This window comes from Candidatus Saccharibacteria bacterium oral taxon 488, assembly GCA_013099195.1.
In the GTDB taxonomy this organism is placed as follows: domain Bacteria; phylum Patescibacteriota; class Saccharimonadia; order Saccharimonadales; family Saccharimonadaceae; genus Nanosynbacter.
This window is the reverse complement of record CP039999.1, coordinates 517,668-534,997: the sequence shown is the minus strand read 5'-3', so window position 1 is coordinate 534,997 and position 17,330 is coordinate 517,668. Positions and strand designations below refer to the sequence as shown.

Annotated in this window: 16 protein-coding genes and 1 tRNA gene; 12 read left to right on the top strand and 5 right to left on the bottom strand. The window is 48.8% G+C overall.

Translation table 11 applies throughout. The features are described from left to right. The first annotated feature begins 4 nt into the window (after positions 1 to 4). Genes FBF28_02825 through FBF28_02815 form a run of 3 tightly spaced genes read left to right on the top strand, consistent with a single transcriptional unit; the run spans position 5 to position 2,903 of the window. On the top strand, positions 5 to 1,147 hold the full coding sequence (locus tag FBF28_02825) for a cysteine desulfurase (GenBank protein QJU08811.1): 1,143 nt from the start codon (positions 5 to 7) through the stop codon (positions 1,145 to 1,147). After that, positions 1,144 to 1,740 carry a YdcF family protein gene (locus FBF28_02820; GenBank protein QJU08482.1) on the top strand — a complete coding sequence of 199 codons (597 nt, stop codon included), beginning with the start codon at positions 1,144 to 1,146 and terminating at the stop codon, positions 1,738 to 1,740. The genes FBF28_02825 and FBF28_02820 overlap by 4 nt, the downstream gene beginning before the upstream one ends. Continuing rightward, complete coding sequence (locus tag FBF28_02815) at positions 1,740 to 2,903, top strand: tRNA-specific 2-thiouridylase (GenBank protein ID QJU08810.1); 1,164 nt, start codon at positions 1,740 to 1,742, stop codon at positions 2,901 to 2,903. Before FBF28_02820 ends, FBF28_02815 begins: the two co-directional genes overlap by 1 nt. Positions 2,904 to 2,914: 11 nt before the next feature. Here FBF28_02815 and FBF28_02810 read toward each other — a convergent pair whose 3' ends face one another. Both FBF28_02810 and FBF28_02805 read right to left on the bottom strand, forming a co-directional pair. After that, entirely contained in the window at positions 2,915 to 3,841 is a 927-nt protein-coding gene (locus FBF28_02810; GenBank protein QJU08481.1) for a PHP domain-containing protein, read from the bottom strand. A gap of 147 nt (positions 3,842 to 3,988) precedes the next feature. Continuing rightward, positions 3,989 to 4,702, bottom strand: a complete 714-nt coding sequence (locus FBF28_02805; protein QJU08480.1) for a hypothetical protein — start codon at positions 4,700 to 4,702, stop codon at positions 3,989 to 3,991. Between the two features lie 164 nt (positions 4,703 to 4,866). Between FBF28_02805 and FBF28_02800 the strand changes: the two genes are divergently transcribed. Further along, on the top strand, positions 4,867 to 5,382 hold the full coding sequence (locus FBF28_02800) for an ImmA/IrrE family metallo-endopeptidase (protein ID QJU08479.1): 516 nt from the start codon (positions 4,867 to 4,869) through the stop codon (positions 5,380 to 5,382). Between the two features lie 681 nt (positions 5,383 to 6,063). On the opposite strand, the gene FBF28_02795 is transcribed toward FBF28_02800, so the two are convergent. Continuing rightward, a complete protein-coding gene (locus tag FBF28_02795; protein ID QJU08478.1) occupies positions 6,064 to 7,086 on the bottom strand; it encodes an IS1595 family transposase in 1,023 nt (340 codons plus the stop codon). An 82-nt stretch (positions 7,087 to 7,168) separates the two neighbouring features. Then, a tRNA-Asp gene (locus FBF28_02790) sits at positions 7,169 to 7,244 on the bottom strand. A 245-nt stretch (positions 7,245 to 7,489) separates the two neighbouring features. Between FBF28_02790 and rpsP the strand changes: the two genes are divergently transcribed. The 3 genes from rpsP to FBF28_02775 all read left to right on the top strand — a co-directional run bounded on the left by rpsP (position 7,490) and on the right by FBF28_02775 (position 11,457). After that, the gene (rpsP, locus tag FBF28_02785) at positions 7,490 to 7,852 is read left to right on the top strand and encodes a 30S ribosomal protein S16 (protein QJU08477.1); all 363 of its coding nucleotides are present in this window, start codon (positions 7,490 to 7,492) and stop codon (positions 7,850 to 7,852) included. Positions 7,853 to 7,980: 128 nt separating this feature from the next. Beyond that, a complete protein-coding gene (locus FBF28_02780) occupies positions 7,981 to 9,510 on the top strand; it encodes a BspA family leucine-rich repeat surface protein (protein QJU08476.1) in 1,530 nt (509 codons plus the stop codon). A 42-nt stretch (positions 9,511 to 9,552) separates the two neighbouring features. After that, positions 9,553 to 11,457, top strand: a complete 1,905-nt coding sequence (locus FBF28_02775; GenBank protein ID QJU08475.1) for an alanine--tRNA ligase — start codon at positions 9,553 to 9,555, stop codon at positions 11,455 to 11,457. Between the two features lie 42 nt (positions 11,458 to 11,499). On the opposite strand, the gene FBF28_02770 is transcribed toward FBF28_02775, so the two are convergent. Then, complete coding sequence (locus tag FBF28_02770) at positions 11,500 to 12,342, bottom strand: hypothetical protein (GenBank protein ID QJU08474.1); 843 nt, start codon at positions 12,340 to 12,342, stop codon at positions 11,500 to 11,502. Between the two features lie 78 nt (positions 12,343 to 12,420). On the opposite strand from FBF28_02770, the gene FBF28_02765 reads away from it, so the two are divergent. The 5 genes from FBF28_02765 (at position 12,421) to FBF28_02745 (ending at position 17,230) form a co-directional block, all read left to right on the top strand. Continuing rightward, positions 12,421 to 13,683, top strand: coding sequence for a hypothetical protein (locus tag FBF28_02765; protein QJU08473.1), 1,263 nt, complete (start codon positions 12,421 to 12,423; stop codon positions 13,681 to 13,683). Continuing rightward, positions 13,684 to 15,297 (top strand): hypothetical protein, encoded by a 1,614-nt coding sequence (locus tag FBF28_02760; GenBank protein ID QJU08472.1) that lies wholly within the window; start codon positions 13,684 to 13,686, stop codon positions 15,295 to 15,297. Beyond that, the gene (gene ruvX / locus FBF28_02755) at positions 15,287 to 15,691 is read left to right on the top strand and encodes a Holliday junction resolvase RuvX (GenBank protein ID QJU08471.1); all 405 of its coding nucleotides are present in this window, start codon (positions 15,287 to 15,289) and stop codon (positions 15,689 to 15,691) included. Before FBF28_02760 ends, ruvX begins: the two co-directional genes overlap by 11 nt. After that, positions 15,688 to 16,776 carry an endolytic transglycosylase MltG gene (mltG, locus tag FBF28_02750; protein ID QJU08470.1) on the top strand — a complete coding sequence of 363 codons (1,089 nt, stop codon included), beginning with the start codon at positions 15,688 to 15,690 and terminating at the stop codon, positions 16,774 to 16,776. The genes ruvX and mltG overlap by 4 nt, the downstream gene beginning before the upstream one ends. A 61-nt stretch (positions 16,777 to 16,837) precedes the next feature. Further along, positions 16,838 to 17,230, top strand: a complete 393-nt coding sequence (locus tag FBF28_02745) for a KH domain-containing protein (protein ID QJU08469.1) — start codon at positions 16,838 to 16,840, stop codon at positions 17,228 to 17,230. Positions 17,231 to 17,330 lie beyond the last annotated feature (100 nt).

Below are 17,330 nucleotides of genomic sequence, written 5' to 3'. Positions count from 1 at the left end.
CTCTATGATATATCTTGATCACGCTGCTGCTACGCCGATGGATCCGTTGGTGGTTGAGGCAATGCAGCCGTATTTTTCCGAGAAGTTCTTTAACCCGTCCAGTCCATATGCACCGGCGGTCACCGTCAAGCGTGACTACCGCGAGGCCAAGTCGCGTATCGCGCGGGTGCTGGGCGTGGGTGCGGATGAGTTAGTGATGACAGCTGGCGCCACGGAGTCTATCAATCTGGCGTTTACCGCAGCGTCTGGCGTGAGTTTAGTCTCGGCGATTGAACATAGTTCGGTTATCAATTCTGCGAAAGCGCGCTCGGACGTTCGGCTCATCCTACCGATGAAAAATGGACGCATCAATCCGCAGGCTGTTGAAAAACTACTGACGCCAGACGTTAGTTTTATGAGTATCGCGCTGGCGAATCATGAACTCGGATATATTCAGCCCATTGAAGAAATTGCCGAAGTTGTTAGGGCCGAGCGACTCAGACGCCAAGAAAATGGCGAATCTACGCCGCTTATATTTCATACTGACGCCTCGCAGACCGCAGCGCTGATGGATGTGAAAATTAAGCGGCTGGGGGTTGATTTGTTGACGCTATCGGCGGCAAAAGTTTACGGACCAAAGCAGGTTAGTTTGCTATGGCTGCGGCCGGGCGTCAAGCTACAGCCAAATATCGTTGGCGGCGGGCAGGAGGCGGGTCTGCGTAGCGGCACGGAAAATGTGGCTGGTGTGGTCGGCTTTGCGACGGCGCTGGAGTTAGCTACCGAGCGTCGCAGCGGTGAAGCAAAACGGCTGCGAGGACTGCGTGATACGTTAGTAAAAAAGCTATTAGCGGCTTTCCCCGACATGATTATTTCCTCTGATCAGAAAAAATCGCTGGTTAATTTCCTCAATATTTCGTTTCCTGGTATTGACGCTGAGCGATTGGTGTTTTTACTAGAAGCGCACGGCGTGCTGGTGGCGACGGGTAGTGCCTGCGCGGCTAATTCGGGGACGCGCTCACACGTTTTGGCGGCGATTGGGCTGAGTGATGCGGCAATTGATGGTAGTTTGCGGCTGACGTTGGGACGGCTGAACGATGAGACTAATGTGTGTCAGGCGACTAAGCTAATTATTGAGGCGGTGCGGCGCGAGAAGGCGAGGACGCAGTGATTCATCGGTTAATTGGCTTGGTGTTAATTGCGGTCGCAGTCGTTGTCGGCCTGAGTTATTACTTATCGCCGGATGACTTGAAAGATTGTCCGCGCCCGGGTTCGGGGCAGTGCCAAAAAGCGGGCGCCATCATTGTTATCAGCGGCGGCGATACCGAAGCGCGCACGGCTGAGGCAGTCAAATTATATCAAGCTGGCTGGGCGCCGACTATTATCTTGTCTGGTGCTGCAGCTGATAAATCCGGTCCGTCTAACGCCGCCGCTATGAGAAAACAAGCCGAAGCGGCGGGTGTGCCAGCTGCGGCCTTGGTGATGGATGAACGTTCAGAGACCACCAAACAAAACGCCCAGGAAGTGGCGAGTATTATAGCGCAGCGTGGTATCAAGCGTGTCATCCTAGTGACCAGCGGCTATCACATGCGGCGGGCGCTGGCTGAGTTTTCAGCGCAACTGCCGAATGTTGAGCTGCGGGCACGCCCGACGACGCACGACAGGCATTGGAGTGCATGGTGGTGGCTGACGCCGTGGGGCTGGTGGCTGGCGGTCGGCGAATTGCTGCGGATCGGTTTGTTTGCACTGGGAGTGTCGCGCTGATGGCTCGGGTGTTCGTCGGTATGTCGGGCGGTGTTGATTCGTCGGTAGCGGCTGCGCTGTTGGTTGAGCAGGGCCACGAGGTGACCGGCGTCTATATGAAAAATTGGTCGGAAGATTTGCCGGGTATGCACTGTCCGTGGGCCGAGGATGTGGCTGACGCCAAACGCGTGGCGGTGGGACTGGGAATTGATTTTCAGGTGTTTGATTTTCAGAAAGAGTATAAGCAAACTGTTGTTGACTATATGATCCGCGAATACCAGGCGGGTCGGACGCCAAATCCTGATGTGATGTGTAATCAAGAGGTGAAGTTTAAGTTGTTTTTGGACGCAGCGTTGGCAGCGGGTGCGGAGTATATTGCGACGGGGCATTATGCGCGTACTTTTCTTCCCGCGGGTCCTGTCGCTCGGTCCGCCCCTGAAAATTTTTCAGGTAAGCTGAAAACATTTTCGGGCGCTACCCCGCCTCGCGCCACCCGCAGAGCAGATTCTTGTTTGAGCGAGGGTCGACTATTCCGGGCTCACGATGACAATAAAGACCAAACCTATTTCCTCTACCGCGTGACGTCCGAGGCGCTAGCAAAAACCATGTTTCCGCTGGGTGATTTTACCAAGGCTGAGGTGCGCCAGATGGCCAAAGAGCGGGGCTTGTGGACGGCCAGCAAAAAGGAGTCGATGGGGATTTGCTTTGTTGGGCAAGTGGGAATTCGTGAGTTTTTGTCAGAATATGTCGAGACGAGCCCTGGCGATATCATCGACCAGCCAACGGGCGCGGTTGTCGGCCGGCATGATGGCGCAATTTTCTATACCCTGGGGCAGCGGCATGGCCTGAATGTTGGTGGCGGCTTGCCGTACTATGTCGTCGGCAAAGATATGGCCAAGAATGAAGTTTACGTGTCCCGCTCAATTGATGATGGTAACTTGTGGCGGAAAGAATTGACCCTGACTGACGTTCACTGGATCAATCAGCCGCTAAAAGACGGCACCTATCAGGTTCGGGTGCGACACCGAGCGTCGTTGATCAAGGCAGAGGTCACATGCATCAATAACGATGCTAGTGAGAAGGTGACAGTCAAGCTGGCTGAGCCGCAGCGCGCCGTCACCCCGGGTCAGTCGGCCGTAATATATGACGGCGAGGAATGCTTGGGTGGCGGGATTATCCGCTAAGTTAGCTGCTACTAAGAAGTATATTTGAGAGCTATCTCTTCCAAAGCTTTAAGGTATTTCAATCCCGGTTTTCTTGGCATTCCCTTGAACCCTACATCGGTCTGACGACCATGAGCTGGATTTGGTCCATGGTAATCAGAGCCAGCGCTCACAGCAAGTCCAAACTCTTGAGCAAGTTCTGTCATTTGATCAATTGCCGTCACCATCGCTCCGCCTCTGGACTGGTCATGGTAGTAATAAAACGCTTCGAGTGCGTCGAAGTTAGTATTGCTAATCACGTCGCGGAGGGCTGTCATATCCATATCTTCGTATAAACTGGCAATAGGATGGGCGAAGATTGCAACACCGTGCGCGTCGTGAATTGCTTGGATAGCTTCTTCTGGTGATAATGTTTCACGTTCTACGAAGTACTTACAGCCTTCATTCATCATTGCTTCGATAAATCTTCCGCGACTGGGAATTTCACCGAACACTTCTTTTAGACGACTAGCGTTCTCCTCGTGCTCAACGATACTTTGGGAAATGTGAGCTTTAGTGATTGACCCTAGTGAGAGTAAGCTTTCTTTTGGTGCAATCGCCCAGCCGTCTTTTTCAAACATATCAACAGCACGGTTCATATAATCAATCCTAAAATCATGCTGCCTCTCTAAGAGGTTATTGAGAGTATCATTCTCATAGTCAATAAAAAGTCCCAAAACATGAATACCGACAGAACGATACTTGGCTGAAATTTCAACTCCGGGGATGAGGTGAATGTCACGTTTCTTAGCCTGTTCAAATGTTGATTCGTCCTTATATGCACCTAACGTATCGTGGTCGGCGATCGACAGTACGGATACACCATTATCATATGCTCGATCAATTAGTTCAATTGGCGTTAACACTCCGTCAGAGTGGATAGTATGGGTATGTAGGTCAATGATGTGTTGTCGTTTCATTTCCAAGAATTAATCCTTTCCTTTAGGCATCGCGCAACACCGGGCGCTTCAAGTTGGCGTTTGTCTTTCTCGGCTCTGTCGGCTACGGCTTCTATTAGGTTATCTACAATTAAATTATACACTTCGCGTCGAGCAACACTAAAAAGTTTAATTAGCGATTGCTTGAAGTTTCTGTGATAGGTCCATGCGCTCACGAAAATCGTAGCCCTGTTCTTCAAAACGCATCAACTGCTGGTAGTCGAATATGTTGTCTAACATATAAACGACTAGTTTTGAATAATCCTCTCTAAGCTCATCTTTATTAACCGAATCATCATTAATTGTCATACCCTGTAAATCGTAGAAGAATAAGCGCATCGATCCGTCCGGTAGGGCGGCAAACGATATACTGTCTCGCGACAGGACGATTCCCGATTGTGTGAGCGTGGCGATATCGGCGCCAAAACCAGTGATATAGGAAGAAATATCTGAAAAATGTTCAATATGAGAAAGTGGACCGTGTGTATATGTCTGTGTTCCATCCTTGCCGTCAAAGACCTTAAAAGGAAGGTCAGAAAATGGCGTCATGCTTAGTACTGGTAATTCCCGACCGTTTATAGTAGTAACCATTATTTCGTATTCTGGAATGGTGAGAAGTCCTAATTCAGACAGTAGTTTCGCGTTTTCGGGTTCTTGTAATACACTGTTCCATTTCTCTGCCTGTGTATCGGGATCGTCAATACTATTCGGTATCGCCAGCGCCCTTCTTTTTCCATTAATGATTGCGTCAAATACTGTTTTTGAGCCGCCTTCACCAAGCAGACCCGAAATAATAAAATCTGTATCATCGATTTCTCTTGGTTGGATATGTTCATGTGGCATATTTGGATATTACAACAGATAGACATAAAAAGTCAATAGCAGACTCAGGCAATTATCCCATTGAGACAAGCTCCTTATATGTTAGCAGCAATGAAGGTGTTACAATGTAAATATAATGATTATGCTTGTGTATAAATATAATAGCTATACAATAGGAGGAAATCATGAATCAAACTGAAGTTGAAAAAATCATCGACAGAAGTTCAGACGGAAATGGGTTTCCTGTACAGCTGATGCGCATTGCATCGGAGCTCGGTATTAGCGTAAAAATGACCGAGGAGTGGGACGACAGACAGTCTGGCTCTTTGGCTCATATTGATGGAAAATTTATTATATTTTTAAACTCAAAACATTCTCAACTACGCAACCGATTCACATTAGCTCACGAAATTGGTCATTATGTAAAGCATCGAAATCAAATTACTGTTGGACAAGAAGTTGTCAGCACATATCTTAAGCCAGCTACAGGTGTTTTAAATCGAATTAAAGACACAAATAGCTACAATCAGACCGAAAGAGAGGCTGATGAATTTGCAGCAGATCTTTTAATGCCTGAGAATGAATTTCGTAAAAAATGGAGACAAGCCGAAACGATTGAGGAGATTGCAGATTACTTCCTAGTGTCCGTATCTGCTGCAACGGTACGCGGCTTGAAGCTAGATCTTGGGTATTTCGCTTAAAAAATTGACAACGATCGACTTAATAATGCGAAGTCGGCATCTTTTGATGAGATCGATAAAGTTCTTGAAGTAAACGAAAAAATACGTACCGAAGAGCAACGCGAAGCCGAGCATGGGAATAGAATAATGCTATTTAAGGTTTTACCTGTTGTTCTAATTATTGCTATTATTGTGTACAGTGTCCTTGAAATTTTGTATGGAGATAAATCACGGTTGGTTAATGCGGTTTATATATTCATTGGTTATATTGGTGGGTTATTTACTAATAAGATCTCAAAACCAAAAGATCGGTAGCACAACGCTTTTGAAAATGATATAATAACCTCGTCTAGACTCACAGCGAGGCTCATTTTTTATCCCGAAAATGGGCAGCCATTTGCTAAAAGCAATAGGGATAAACCCTTGTTGTGGGTCTAGACAGCCAGCGATGGCTGTCCTTTTTAATAGAAAGAATGGAGGCTCTTATGGACAATCAAAAGCAAAATAACGACAACCTACGGGGCAAAGATAAGGCACTTTATACTCGACAACAAAAAGGTCACAGTATAATCAAACATGTTTTGCTTTGTTTTATCGGCGTAGGTTTGTTTACTATTCCGTATTACTCACTTAGCCCAAATCACTATTGGCATGCGTAGGGTATAATAAAGATAATGGCTAACGTAAAGAAAAAAGAACCAACTAAGAAACAGTTTTTCGATATCCTGAAGCAGGTAGCGCGTAAGAAGCAACCTGCTGCTGCCGCGAAAAAGCGCAAGACCGCGGATAAATAATATCCGCCAGCAAATACCAAAACAACACTTTGTGTTGGCGGTGATTATATCGCCATGCGTATTCGTTTGCGTATAATTGAACATACCTAGTCCCGACATGTCGATATACGCCCTTGATACCGCGCTTAATATGTGACCATACGTTTTCAATGTTTTGTGTATATGAATATTCAGTATAATATTCACCGATTCCATGATTAGTAGTACGATGATCATATCCGTATTTAGGTAGTGACGTATATGATTTGTGACCATCGCTATGTACTGTAGCTCCGTCTTTAACGTTTGTAAGTATCAAAGGTTGTAATACACGAACACCAGATGATTTAACGTGCCATATCTTCACCTCGCCGTTACGTTCAACAGCACCGAATAGAATTTCTCCCGTGCGCCGCGCATCACGACCATACCGCTTTTGAGCAGACGAACGCTTGAATACATTAGGGTGTATATATGTTTCATCTACTTCTACATCGTTGGCTAGTTCAGTATCTTTATTGCCCATCATTGAACGAATTTGATGCATCATCCGCCATGCTGTTTTATAGGTGACACCAATCTCACGCTCAATTTGTCTTGCACTCGTACCAGCCTTATTTGTACTCATTATGTAAATAGCGTGAAACCAGTCTGTAAGGGGTGTGCGTGACCTATGAAATATAGTATTAGCAAGCGGATACAGATGATTGCCGCATTTCGAGCAACAATATGAACGCCTACCAGATACTCGGTAGTGTTTGGTAATTGTATCGCATTTAGGGCAGGTTATCCCGTTTGGATATAAGTACGCAACTAGCCATTCAAGGCACGCGTCATCATCAGGAAAATCCGCCTGTAATTGTTTTACAGTATATTTCATAAGTCTAGACAGCTTATCGAACTGTATTATATAATTAAACATTATATTTTGCAAGTGATTTATGGACACCACAAACAATCTGACGTATAATGAGAGATACGACAGAAGCGTAAGACCCCTACCCAAGGGGTCTTTACCTTTATGGGAATATTATTGGTACCCGGGGTGGGATTCGAACCCACGTTATCGCCTTCGACAGAAGCGTACTCTATCCACTGAGTTACCCGAGCTTATTTATATAAAAAACGCGGCGATGTTAATGGACTTATCCATTTCGCCGCGCCGTACGCGTAAGTTTACCGGATTTCGAAATTGGTTATTAATACTAGTATAGCATAAGTTATTTATTGATCACTTGCTTCAATGGGATAATTGCCCAGACTCAAGACAGAATTGACGTACATAGCGAAATAGTGTACACTCTCTAGGAGTAATACATTAATCAAAGAGTTGTAAGAAAAGGAAGAAATCACACATGCTAGCAATTCGTTTGCAACGGTTGGGTCGCAAGGGTTATCCGGTGTACCGCCTGGCAGTACAAGAGGCGCAGCGCCATCCATCAAGCGGTCGCGTGGTCGCGTATGTCGGCAGCTACAATCCACACACTAAAGCAGCAAATATTCAGGCTGAATTAGCACAGAAATATTTGGACAATGGTGCCCAGCCAACACCGCGTGTTGTTAAGTTATTGAAAGAAGCTGGCGTCACCTTGCCAAAGTGGGTTAAAGAGCCAGCTGCTGATAAGCACAAAGCTATCCGCAATCCAGAGAAGCTTCGTAAAAACCAGCCAAAAGAAGAGCCGGCTCAGCCAGATGCTGGCGAGCCAAGTGCCGAATAATACGACGTGATAAACTGAGACATTTCCCGCCTGCGATGAGGGCGGGATTTTCTTGACAATGGAGGGCTTAGTCGCGTATTATTTGAGGTAATAGTACAACGAAGTAACATGAACATAATAGGGGGTTTATGAAATATTTACAACGACGCAGGCGCTTGCTGCCGACGCTAACAGCAGGGGTTATGATGCTTGGTGTTGGTGGCCTGACGCTACTTGTGATGACGCAGCCAGCGAAAGCTGATCCAATTAACAATACTGATTTTGTCATGACGATTGACACCACGAAACCGGGCGTATCAAACACCGATCAATTTACTATACCGGTGACAGGCGGGGGATATAATTATACGGTCGACTGTAACAATGACGGTATTCCTGACGCTGTGGGCGTGACGGGTAGCCACACCTGCACATACAGCGATGAGGGTCGTCACACAATTCGTATCGGCGGTACATTCCCGCAGATTTATGTGAATAATGCCGGTGATCGTTTGAAAATCATGTCAGTTGACCAGTGGGGAACGGGCGTGTGGCGCAGCATGGACTCGGCGTTTCGGGGCGCTGAGAATATGGACGTCAAGGCGACTGACGTGCCAAATCTCACGAACGTAACGAGTCTGCAAGGTATGTTCGACACGGCTCGCTCACTCAAGGGTGAGGGTGCCAATTGGCGATGGAATACATCAAATGTGACGACAACTGCTAATATGTTCCATGGCGCCGGACAGTTTAACCAAAACATCGGTTCGTGGAACATGGGAAATGTGACGAGCGCTGGCCATATGTTTGCGTATGCAGGGGCGTTCAATAACGGCGGTAGTTCGTCAATTGCCAGCTGGAATACTGCAAAACTTGAATACGCTGATAGCATGTTCGAGTGGGCAAATTCGTTCAATCAACCGATCGGGCTGTGGAATATGACGAAAGCACATGCTATGGTGCGGATGTTGGACAATGCGCGGGCATTCAACCAGTCGCTGGCTGGCTGGCAACTGACCTCGCTGCAGGACGTTACGGGTGATCCGTATGCTGGTGGGGCGAATATGCTTGATAATACGGCGCTATCGGTGCAAAATTACGACGCAACACTGACTGCCTGGAATAATGCAGTACTCAAGTCACCAGTGACGCTGGGTGCGGCTGGCCTGAAATATTGTACGGCGGAGGCGGCGCATGCAGCGCTGCAAAAGACAGTGGCCGACGGTGGTCACGGCTGGACAATCAATGGCGATGCCAAGCAGTGCCCGACCTACACGCTGACGTTTAATACCGGCTCAGGCTCACCGGTACCATCTCAAACGGTCGCCTACACTGCCAAGGCGGTGCGGCCGGCTGATCCGACGCGGGCTGGCTATACCTTTTCCGGGTGGTATGCTGATCCAACTTATCTGATGCAGTGGGACTTTAACATCCATACAATGCCAAATTCTAACTTCACGCTATACGCTAAGTGGAACGCTGTGCCAACAGCGCCGGGTAATCCAGGTGCTCCTAACCAGCCGGGTCAGCCGAGTCAACCAGGGCAGCCGGGCGCTTCGCAAGGCCGAGCGGGCAGTCAACTAGCTGATACCGGTACGAGTTTGCCGGTAGCCATCGGGGCTGGTGTTACTGCCATTATCAGCGGTGCAGTGCTGCTGATGCGGAAAAAATGCTCATAAAGATTCAGAGTGTCTGAGGCGATTTGTGCTATAATTGCTCCTATGAACGCTCAAGAAATTCGCCTCAAATATCTCGACTTTTACAGCAAACAGGCTCACGCAGTCATCAAGCGCGCGCCGCTGATTCTAACTGACGATCCAACAACGCTATTTACCGGTGCGGGCATGCAGCCGATGATCCCATACCTGCTGGGTGAACCGCATCCCGAAGGCAAGCGGATCGCTGATTCGCAGACGTGCTTGAGGGCACAAGATATTGATGATATCGGTGATAACCGCCACACCACGTTTTTTGAAATGCTCGGCAACTGGAGCTTGGGTGATTATTTCAAACAAGAGCAGATCAATTGGATGTGGACGTTCTTGACCGAAGAAATTGGGCTTGACCCGCAGCGGCTATACGTGACATGTTTCATTGGTGCGCCGGAATATAATATCGCCAGGGATACTGAAGCGGCCGAGTTATGGCAGCAGAAGTTTGTCGAAAAAGGCATCGAGGCTGGACTAGCCGATATTGGTAGCGAGGAGCAGGGCGCAGCGCGCGGTATTCATCCGGGTGAGCGGATTTTCTTTTATGATAGCAGCAAGAACTGGTGGAGTCGTAATGGTGGGCCGGAAACTACGCCGATTGGTGATCCGTGTGGGCCGGATAGCGAGATGTTTTATGAGTTTGACTTTATCGAGCATGATCCGAAGTTTGGCGAGTATTGTCATCCGAACTGCGATTGTGGTCGTTTTATGGAGATTGGCAACAATGTCTTTATGGCTTACAAAAAGGTGGCGGACGGTGTGTTTGAGCCACTAGAAAAGCCAAACATTGATCATGGCTCAGGCCTGGAGCGAATTGCGGCAGCGGCTAATAACGACCCGGACGTTTTCAAGATTAGCTTGCTATGGCCAATCATCGAGAAATTGCAGGATTTGAGCGGCAAACAGTACGCTTCACATACCGAAAGTATGCGGGTGATCGCTGATCATCTGAGGGCTGCTACCTTTATGGCGGTCGATGGCTGCGTGCCGAGCAATAAGGAGCAGGGTTATGTGATGCGCCGCTTACTGCGCCGGGCGATTCGCTATAGTTTCGATCTGGGAATTGAGCAGAATTTCCTCGAGGAAATCGTGCCGGTGATTGCTGATTTGTATGAAGCAGATTTCCCAGAGGTTAAGGAAAACCGCGAGAGTATCATCGCTGTGCTGGTCAAGGAAGAAAAAGCCTTCCGCCAAACGCTGCGCAAAGGCTTAAAGCAGATGCAGCATTATATCGACGATGGCTTAACTGGCGAAGAGCTATTTACGCTATATGATACGTTTGGCTTTCCGGTGGAGCTGAGTACCGAGGAGGCCTATAAACAAGGCATCAAGCTTTCTGATAATTGGCGCGCTGAATTTGATGCGCGAATGGCTGAGCAGCGCCAACGCTCCAAGACAGCACGCAAGGGGCAATTTAGCGGCGGCCTGGAGGGTCACGATCCGATTCATTTGAAATATCATACGGCGACGCACTTGTTGGGAGCAGCGCTACGCAAAGTCCTCGATGCACCGGATTTGCAACAGCACGGCAGCAATATCACTGCTGAGCGCCTACGCTTTGATTTCAATCACGATAAATTGACGCCAGAGGAAAAACAGGCAGTAGAAGATCAAGTCAATGCTTGGATCGACGCTGATTTACCAGTCAGCTTTGCCGTCTATCCGACTGACGAGGCGCTGAATATGGGCGCAATCGGCGCCTTTGGCGAGCGCTACGGTGATGAAGTGAAAGTTTATTCTATCGGCGAGGGCGATAATGTCGTTAGTTTCGAAGTTTGCGGCGGCCCACACGTCGAACACACTGGCGTCTTGGCTGAGGGCGGTAAGCGCTTCACCATCACTAAAGAAGAGGCGAGTGCTGCTGGGATTCGGCGGATTAAGGCTGTTCTTAGTGAGGGCGCTGCAGACGCTTCTTGATTGTAGTTTTGTATAGAGGTAGGATATCGTGGGCTAAAGGCGTTATCTATCAAGCTGCTCCAATATAGCAAACGGGTCGTTCTCTGTACGAATTGTCTCGCTGAGCCGTTTGCAGGCTTGAACTGCGCGATCAGTTATTGTGTCTGGATTAGTCTGGAGAAGGTGTCCGTGCGTCGTTGATGGACTAATTATTGTCTGGGCATCAACTACACCGGTATACGGGTTTACGACAACGGTGAGGGTATCTTTGATTGCTTGCTGTCCGACTTCCCGTAGAATTTTACTATTGCGCAGTACATATCGCTCTTTGGTGCGTGGTTTTGAGGTGGATTTTGACCGCGTCTTTTTATATATAGCATCAATCGCGACCACATCGGTCATTCCAAGCCCAACAGCTGGTTCAAAAAATTCACTACAAAAACGAGTAAGACGATCTTTCTCTATCATGGGGATTTCATCAAGCAACTGCCACATGGTGTTGTCACTAACCTTACGTGTGGGGTTTGTATAGTATTCGCTTGTGCGGATGGAGTCGACTCCGCCAAGGGCGGCCACGATATCTTCATTACTAAGGAGGCCTGTCCAGGTTGGTGTATGCTTTGGCCGAACGAGCCGTCTTCCGAATTGACCTTCCCGTAGCTCAAGGTCAGCGGCAAAGGCTAGGCCGCTGGCGATAAGTTCTCTCAGAGCAGCTAGGTGCAGTATCGTATCCTTTTCGCGATATGTGCCTGTGATGTGTACAGCACTGGGTGTACAGGTATTGTTAACAGTATCAGCATGTAATCCGATAATTTCACGTTTTAAGGTATCACGCTGCTCGGCGGACAGTTTGCGTGACGCAGTGTATGATAAAGTGTCACCATCATGACGGAATGCAGAATACATAATATGTATTATACAACTAAATAATATTTTGTCAAAACTAGCCAATCCACACCCAAATGGTATATAATCATAAAGACTATGGTGTTAGATAGGCTTTTCAAGAAGACAGACAAAGATGAACACCAGTACCTGGTCGGTCTCGACATCGGTACGGAGTATATTAAGGCGCTGATCGCCGAGATCAAGGATGATGATATCGAGATCATCGGAGTTGGTCGGGCGCAGCAGAATCTGGGCGACATGCACCAAGGCGCGATCGCTGATATCGCTGGTGTGGTGACCAATTGCGAGGCGGCACTGACCGAGGCTGAGGATAAGGCCGGTGTTCAGGCCAAGCGGGTGATCATCGGTATTGCCGGTGAGCTGGTCAAGGGCGTGACCAACACCATTCGCTATCGCCGGCCGCAGCCCGATAAACCACTGGATGTTGCCGAGATGGAATTCATCATTGAGAAGGTACAGGAACGAGCACAGGGCAAGGCGCAGGCGCAGATTGCACTGGAAACTGGCAACGAGGACGTCGAGGTAAAGCTGGTTAATTCAGCACTGGTCAGCATTCATATTGATGGCTACAAGGTGTCAAACCCGATCGGTTTTCAGGGGCGGGACGTCGCGGTACAGATTTATACGGCATTTGCACCAATGGTGCATATCGGAGCGCTGGAAAAGGTGGCCGACGAGTTAGCGCTGGAGCTAATCGCCGTGGCGGCCGAACCGTTTGCAGTCAGCCGAAGTGTGCTCGGTACAGATGCGAATTCTAATTTTACGGCGATCTTGATCGACTGCGGTGGTGGCACGACTGACATTGCGGTCGTCAATGACGGCGGCGTTGAGGGCACCAAGATGTTCGGCATCGGTGGGCGGAGCTTTACGCGGATGATTGCGACGGACCTTGATCTGGGTTATAAAGAGGCGGAAAAGTTGAAGGTAAATACTGATAATGGTTACATCAAACCAACCCTCAAGCGCAAACTTGACGAGGCAATTGATAAAACACTTGAGGTATGGCTGTCGGGTGTTGAGCTGGCACTCGGTGATTTTGACAGCGTTGATCATTTGCCGAACCGAATTTTGCTGTGTGGCGGTGGCGCGAGCTTGCAGCAGCTGGTTGATGCACTCGCCAATCAGCCATGGTACAAGGAGCTGCCGTTTACGAAAAAGCCAACCATTCAGCATATCAAGCCCTCTGATGTCATCGGTATCACTGATACGACTGGTGATATCACGGATCACACATTTATCACGGTGATGGGCCTGCTGCGGGTTGGATATGATACAATGGTAAGTAATCAAGACGCTCATGGCTTGATGGATAAAGTTAACCGATTACTTAAAATATAGATGAATAAAGATGTTATTTACATTGACGTCGAAGATGATATCACCGCCATTGTTGGTAAGATAAAGGCGTCGAAAGAACGGATTATCGCACTGGTGCCGCCAAAGCGAGTTGGTGTGTTGCGTAGTGCGGTTAATATGCGGCTGATCGCTCGGACGGCCGCGTCGGTTGATAAGCGAGTCGTGCTGATTACCGGTGATACGATTCTGTCTGGCTTAGCGGCGGCGGCCAAAATTCCAGTGGCCAAGACGCTCCAGAGCAAGCCAGAAATGGCCGAGGTGCCGGTACTGAAGGTGGACGACGAAAATGACGTCATCGATGGGCGCGAGCTGCCAGTCGGCGAGCTAGAAAAGAGCGCGCAACCTGTTGATGAAACGGATAAAGCGATTGATTCGGCCATCGCTGATTCATCCAAAAAACAAGACGACGAGACCTCAAAACCGGCGGATAACGCCAACAAGAGCAAGACAGCGCCAAAAGTCCCGAACTTTAATCTATTTCGTAAAAAGTTTCTGCTGATTGGCGGCGGTGCGCTGCTACTTATTGGATTTTTGGTATGGGCGATTTGGTTTGCGCCGCATGCGCGAGTAATTATCACGGCCAAGACAACAACCGTGACGGTAAATAAGAAAGTAACGCTCAAGACTGATGGGGTGACTGACCCGACCGCTGACGTGATTAAAGCGCGCCAGCAGGAGCAAAAAGTAGAACTATCCGTTGAGTTTTCGGCGACCGGCAAGAAGAAAGTCGGTGAGCGGGCTAAGGGTAAGTTGCGTATCGCGACCGACTCGATCAGCCTGCTCGATAAGACTGTTCCGGCCGGCACTTCGATTCGTACAAGCGGCGGGATGACCTTTACGACCGATAGTGCAGTGACATTTAGCCGTTCTAATGCTTCGGGCTCAACCGTCATGGTGACAGCCGCGAATATCGGAGCGGAATATAACGGTGAGAGTGGCTCGGTATCGGGGATGCCATCAGGGGTCAGCGCTGCCCTTGTCGGTGAAACCTCGGGCGGTACCAGCCGCGAAGTGACAGTGGTCAGTAGCGACGATATCAAGCGTGCTGGCGACCTATTGAACGAGAAAAAAGCCGATTCTCTCCGTGCTAAGGTTGAACAATCATTCGGCGGGTCGACTGTCATTATCAAAGAAAGCTACCAAGAGCAGCGTAGCACACCAGCTCCAAGCGTCGCTGTTGACAGTGAGGCAGCCAGTGCAGTGACGCTTAAAACAGTGGTGACCGCCTCGATGGTTGGTATCGAAAAGGCCGAGCTAAGTACGTATTTGAAGGCAATCGCTAACAAGGAGCTAGAGGGCAAGCAGTCGCAAAAAATCTATAAAGATGGTGTCGATAGCGCAAAGTTCGCACAGTTTAGCGGTCAAGGCGGTAACTTCATTACTCACATCACCGCCAATGCCGTCGTCGGTCCGACCATTGATGAAGAAAAGGTTAAGGAGCAGTCACGCGGTAAAAGTTATGGCGACATCCAGTCGGCGCTCGAAGCCATCAAAGGTATCGAGAATGTTGATGTGAAATTCTCTCCGTTCTGGGTACGCACCGTACCAAATGATACCAAACGAATAAACATCGAATTCAAGCTCAATGAAAGCTAAAAACTTCCTAGCGCTAGATGTGGGCGAGAAACGGATCGGTTTAGCTATGGCCGATTCACAGGTGCGGATCGCGGTGCCGTTTGGTTGGGTGGCTAATGACGAGCGGGTCATGGAGGAGCTGGCAGAGATTATGCTGCGGCACGATATCTCGCTGGTGGTAGTTGGCTATCCGCGTAATCAGTCCGGTGAGCCAACGCAGCAAACAGAGTTCGTGGTCGATTTTGTCAGACGCCTGGGTCAGCTGGACATTGATGCCGAGATTGCTTATCAGGATGAATCACTAACTAGTGTTCAAGCCGAACAGCGCCTAGCTGGCAAGATCAAAGATAAAGGCGATATCGATGCCGAGGCGGCGAGTATCATACTACAAGATTATTTGGAGGTGCATGGATGAAGAAAATGAAGATCAAAAAACGGCGGTTATGGCTCATTATCGTATCAGCAATTGTTGCGGTAGCGGGCGTGGTGCTGCTTGGCAGTGTCATTTGGTACAAGCAAATGCTTCGTCCGGTCGATGCAGCAGCGCGGCAAAAAATTAGTGTCGAGATTGCTAGCGGTGACACAGCACAGGTCATCGCCAAGAAACTTGAAGATAAAAAAATCATTCGCAGTGCCTTTGCGATGACGATTTACCTCAAGTTAAATAATGTCACCGGTACGTTCAATAAAGGCGTGTATAGCTTTACACAAGATCAGGATGTAGCATCAGTGCTTGATCATCTACTCAGCGGTAAGCCCGATCGGCGTTCGGTGCTGTTTTATCCGGGGGCAACATTGCGTGATAAAACTTCAACACCCGCCGCTCAAAAAACTGACGTCGCTAGTGCTCTCAAGCGCGCTGGCTACAGTGATGAGCAGATTACAGACGCCCTTGCTGCTACTTATACCGGTGCGGTGCTAAAAAGTAAGCCAGCGACCGCCGATCTCGAGGGTTATATCTATGGAGATACGTACTTCTTGCCATCAGACGCCACCGCCCAGCAAGCTTTGCAGCGGGCCATCAGTGAGCTAGATCGGGTGGTAACCGAGAATAATCTCGAAAAGAAATTTGCAGCTCGAGGGCTGTCGCTGTATCAAGGGTTGACGCTGGCTTCGATTGTTCAGCGCGAGTCAATTGGCTGCCCGGGTAAAGCGACCTGCGAGGACATGCGGCGGATCGCTAGCGTATTTTATAATCGCCTGAAAAAGGATATACCGCTCGGGTCAGATGTGACGTACCATTATGCCGCCGACAAGGCTGGCGTCGCTCGCTCGCACACGCTTAATTCACCGTACAATACGCGTATTCATAAGGGGCTGCCACCTGGGCCAATTGCCGCTCCTGGTCTCGCGGCACTGAATGCTGTGGCCGATCCAGCCCAGGAGGATTACCTTTATTTCTTGAGCGGCGACGATAACGTAACTTATTTCGCCAAGACTGAGGCTGAGCACAAAGCGAACATTACCGCCCACTGCGCCAAAAAGTGCCAATTGCCATAGTTGCCCTCGGCAAATCGCCTATGCTATACTAGGAGTACAGTTAATTCCAAGGAGGGGCAGTATGTCAACGATAGATCAGCAATTTGTAGAATACGTAGTAAAGGCGCTGGTTGGGCATCCAGAGGATGTCGTCGTCGAGCGTTTGATTGACGAAAAGGGAGTATTGCTCACGCTGACGGTTAACCCCGAGGATCTCGGTCGGGTCATTGGCAAGCGTGGCGGTACAGCGCAAAGTCTGCGGACGCTGCTCAGGGCATTGGGGACAAAAAACGATGCGCGCTACAACCTAAAGATTGTCAACAATGACGGCTTTACAGGTGCTAAGCAAGCTGCGACTACCGCTTCAGATAGTGACTCTGTGGACAACTCAACAGATGAAACTGTGGAAAATGGCTCTTCTTATGCAGAAAATGCTCGAAAAGAGCTTGCAGAACTAGACGACCTTGATATATAATCATAACTAGTTCAAGCACAGACAATATGCGAGAACAGCTCTATGCGAGCAATGGGTAACCATTGAGAGCCTTATTTGTGCTAAAAAACCGCCTAGCTAA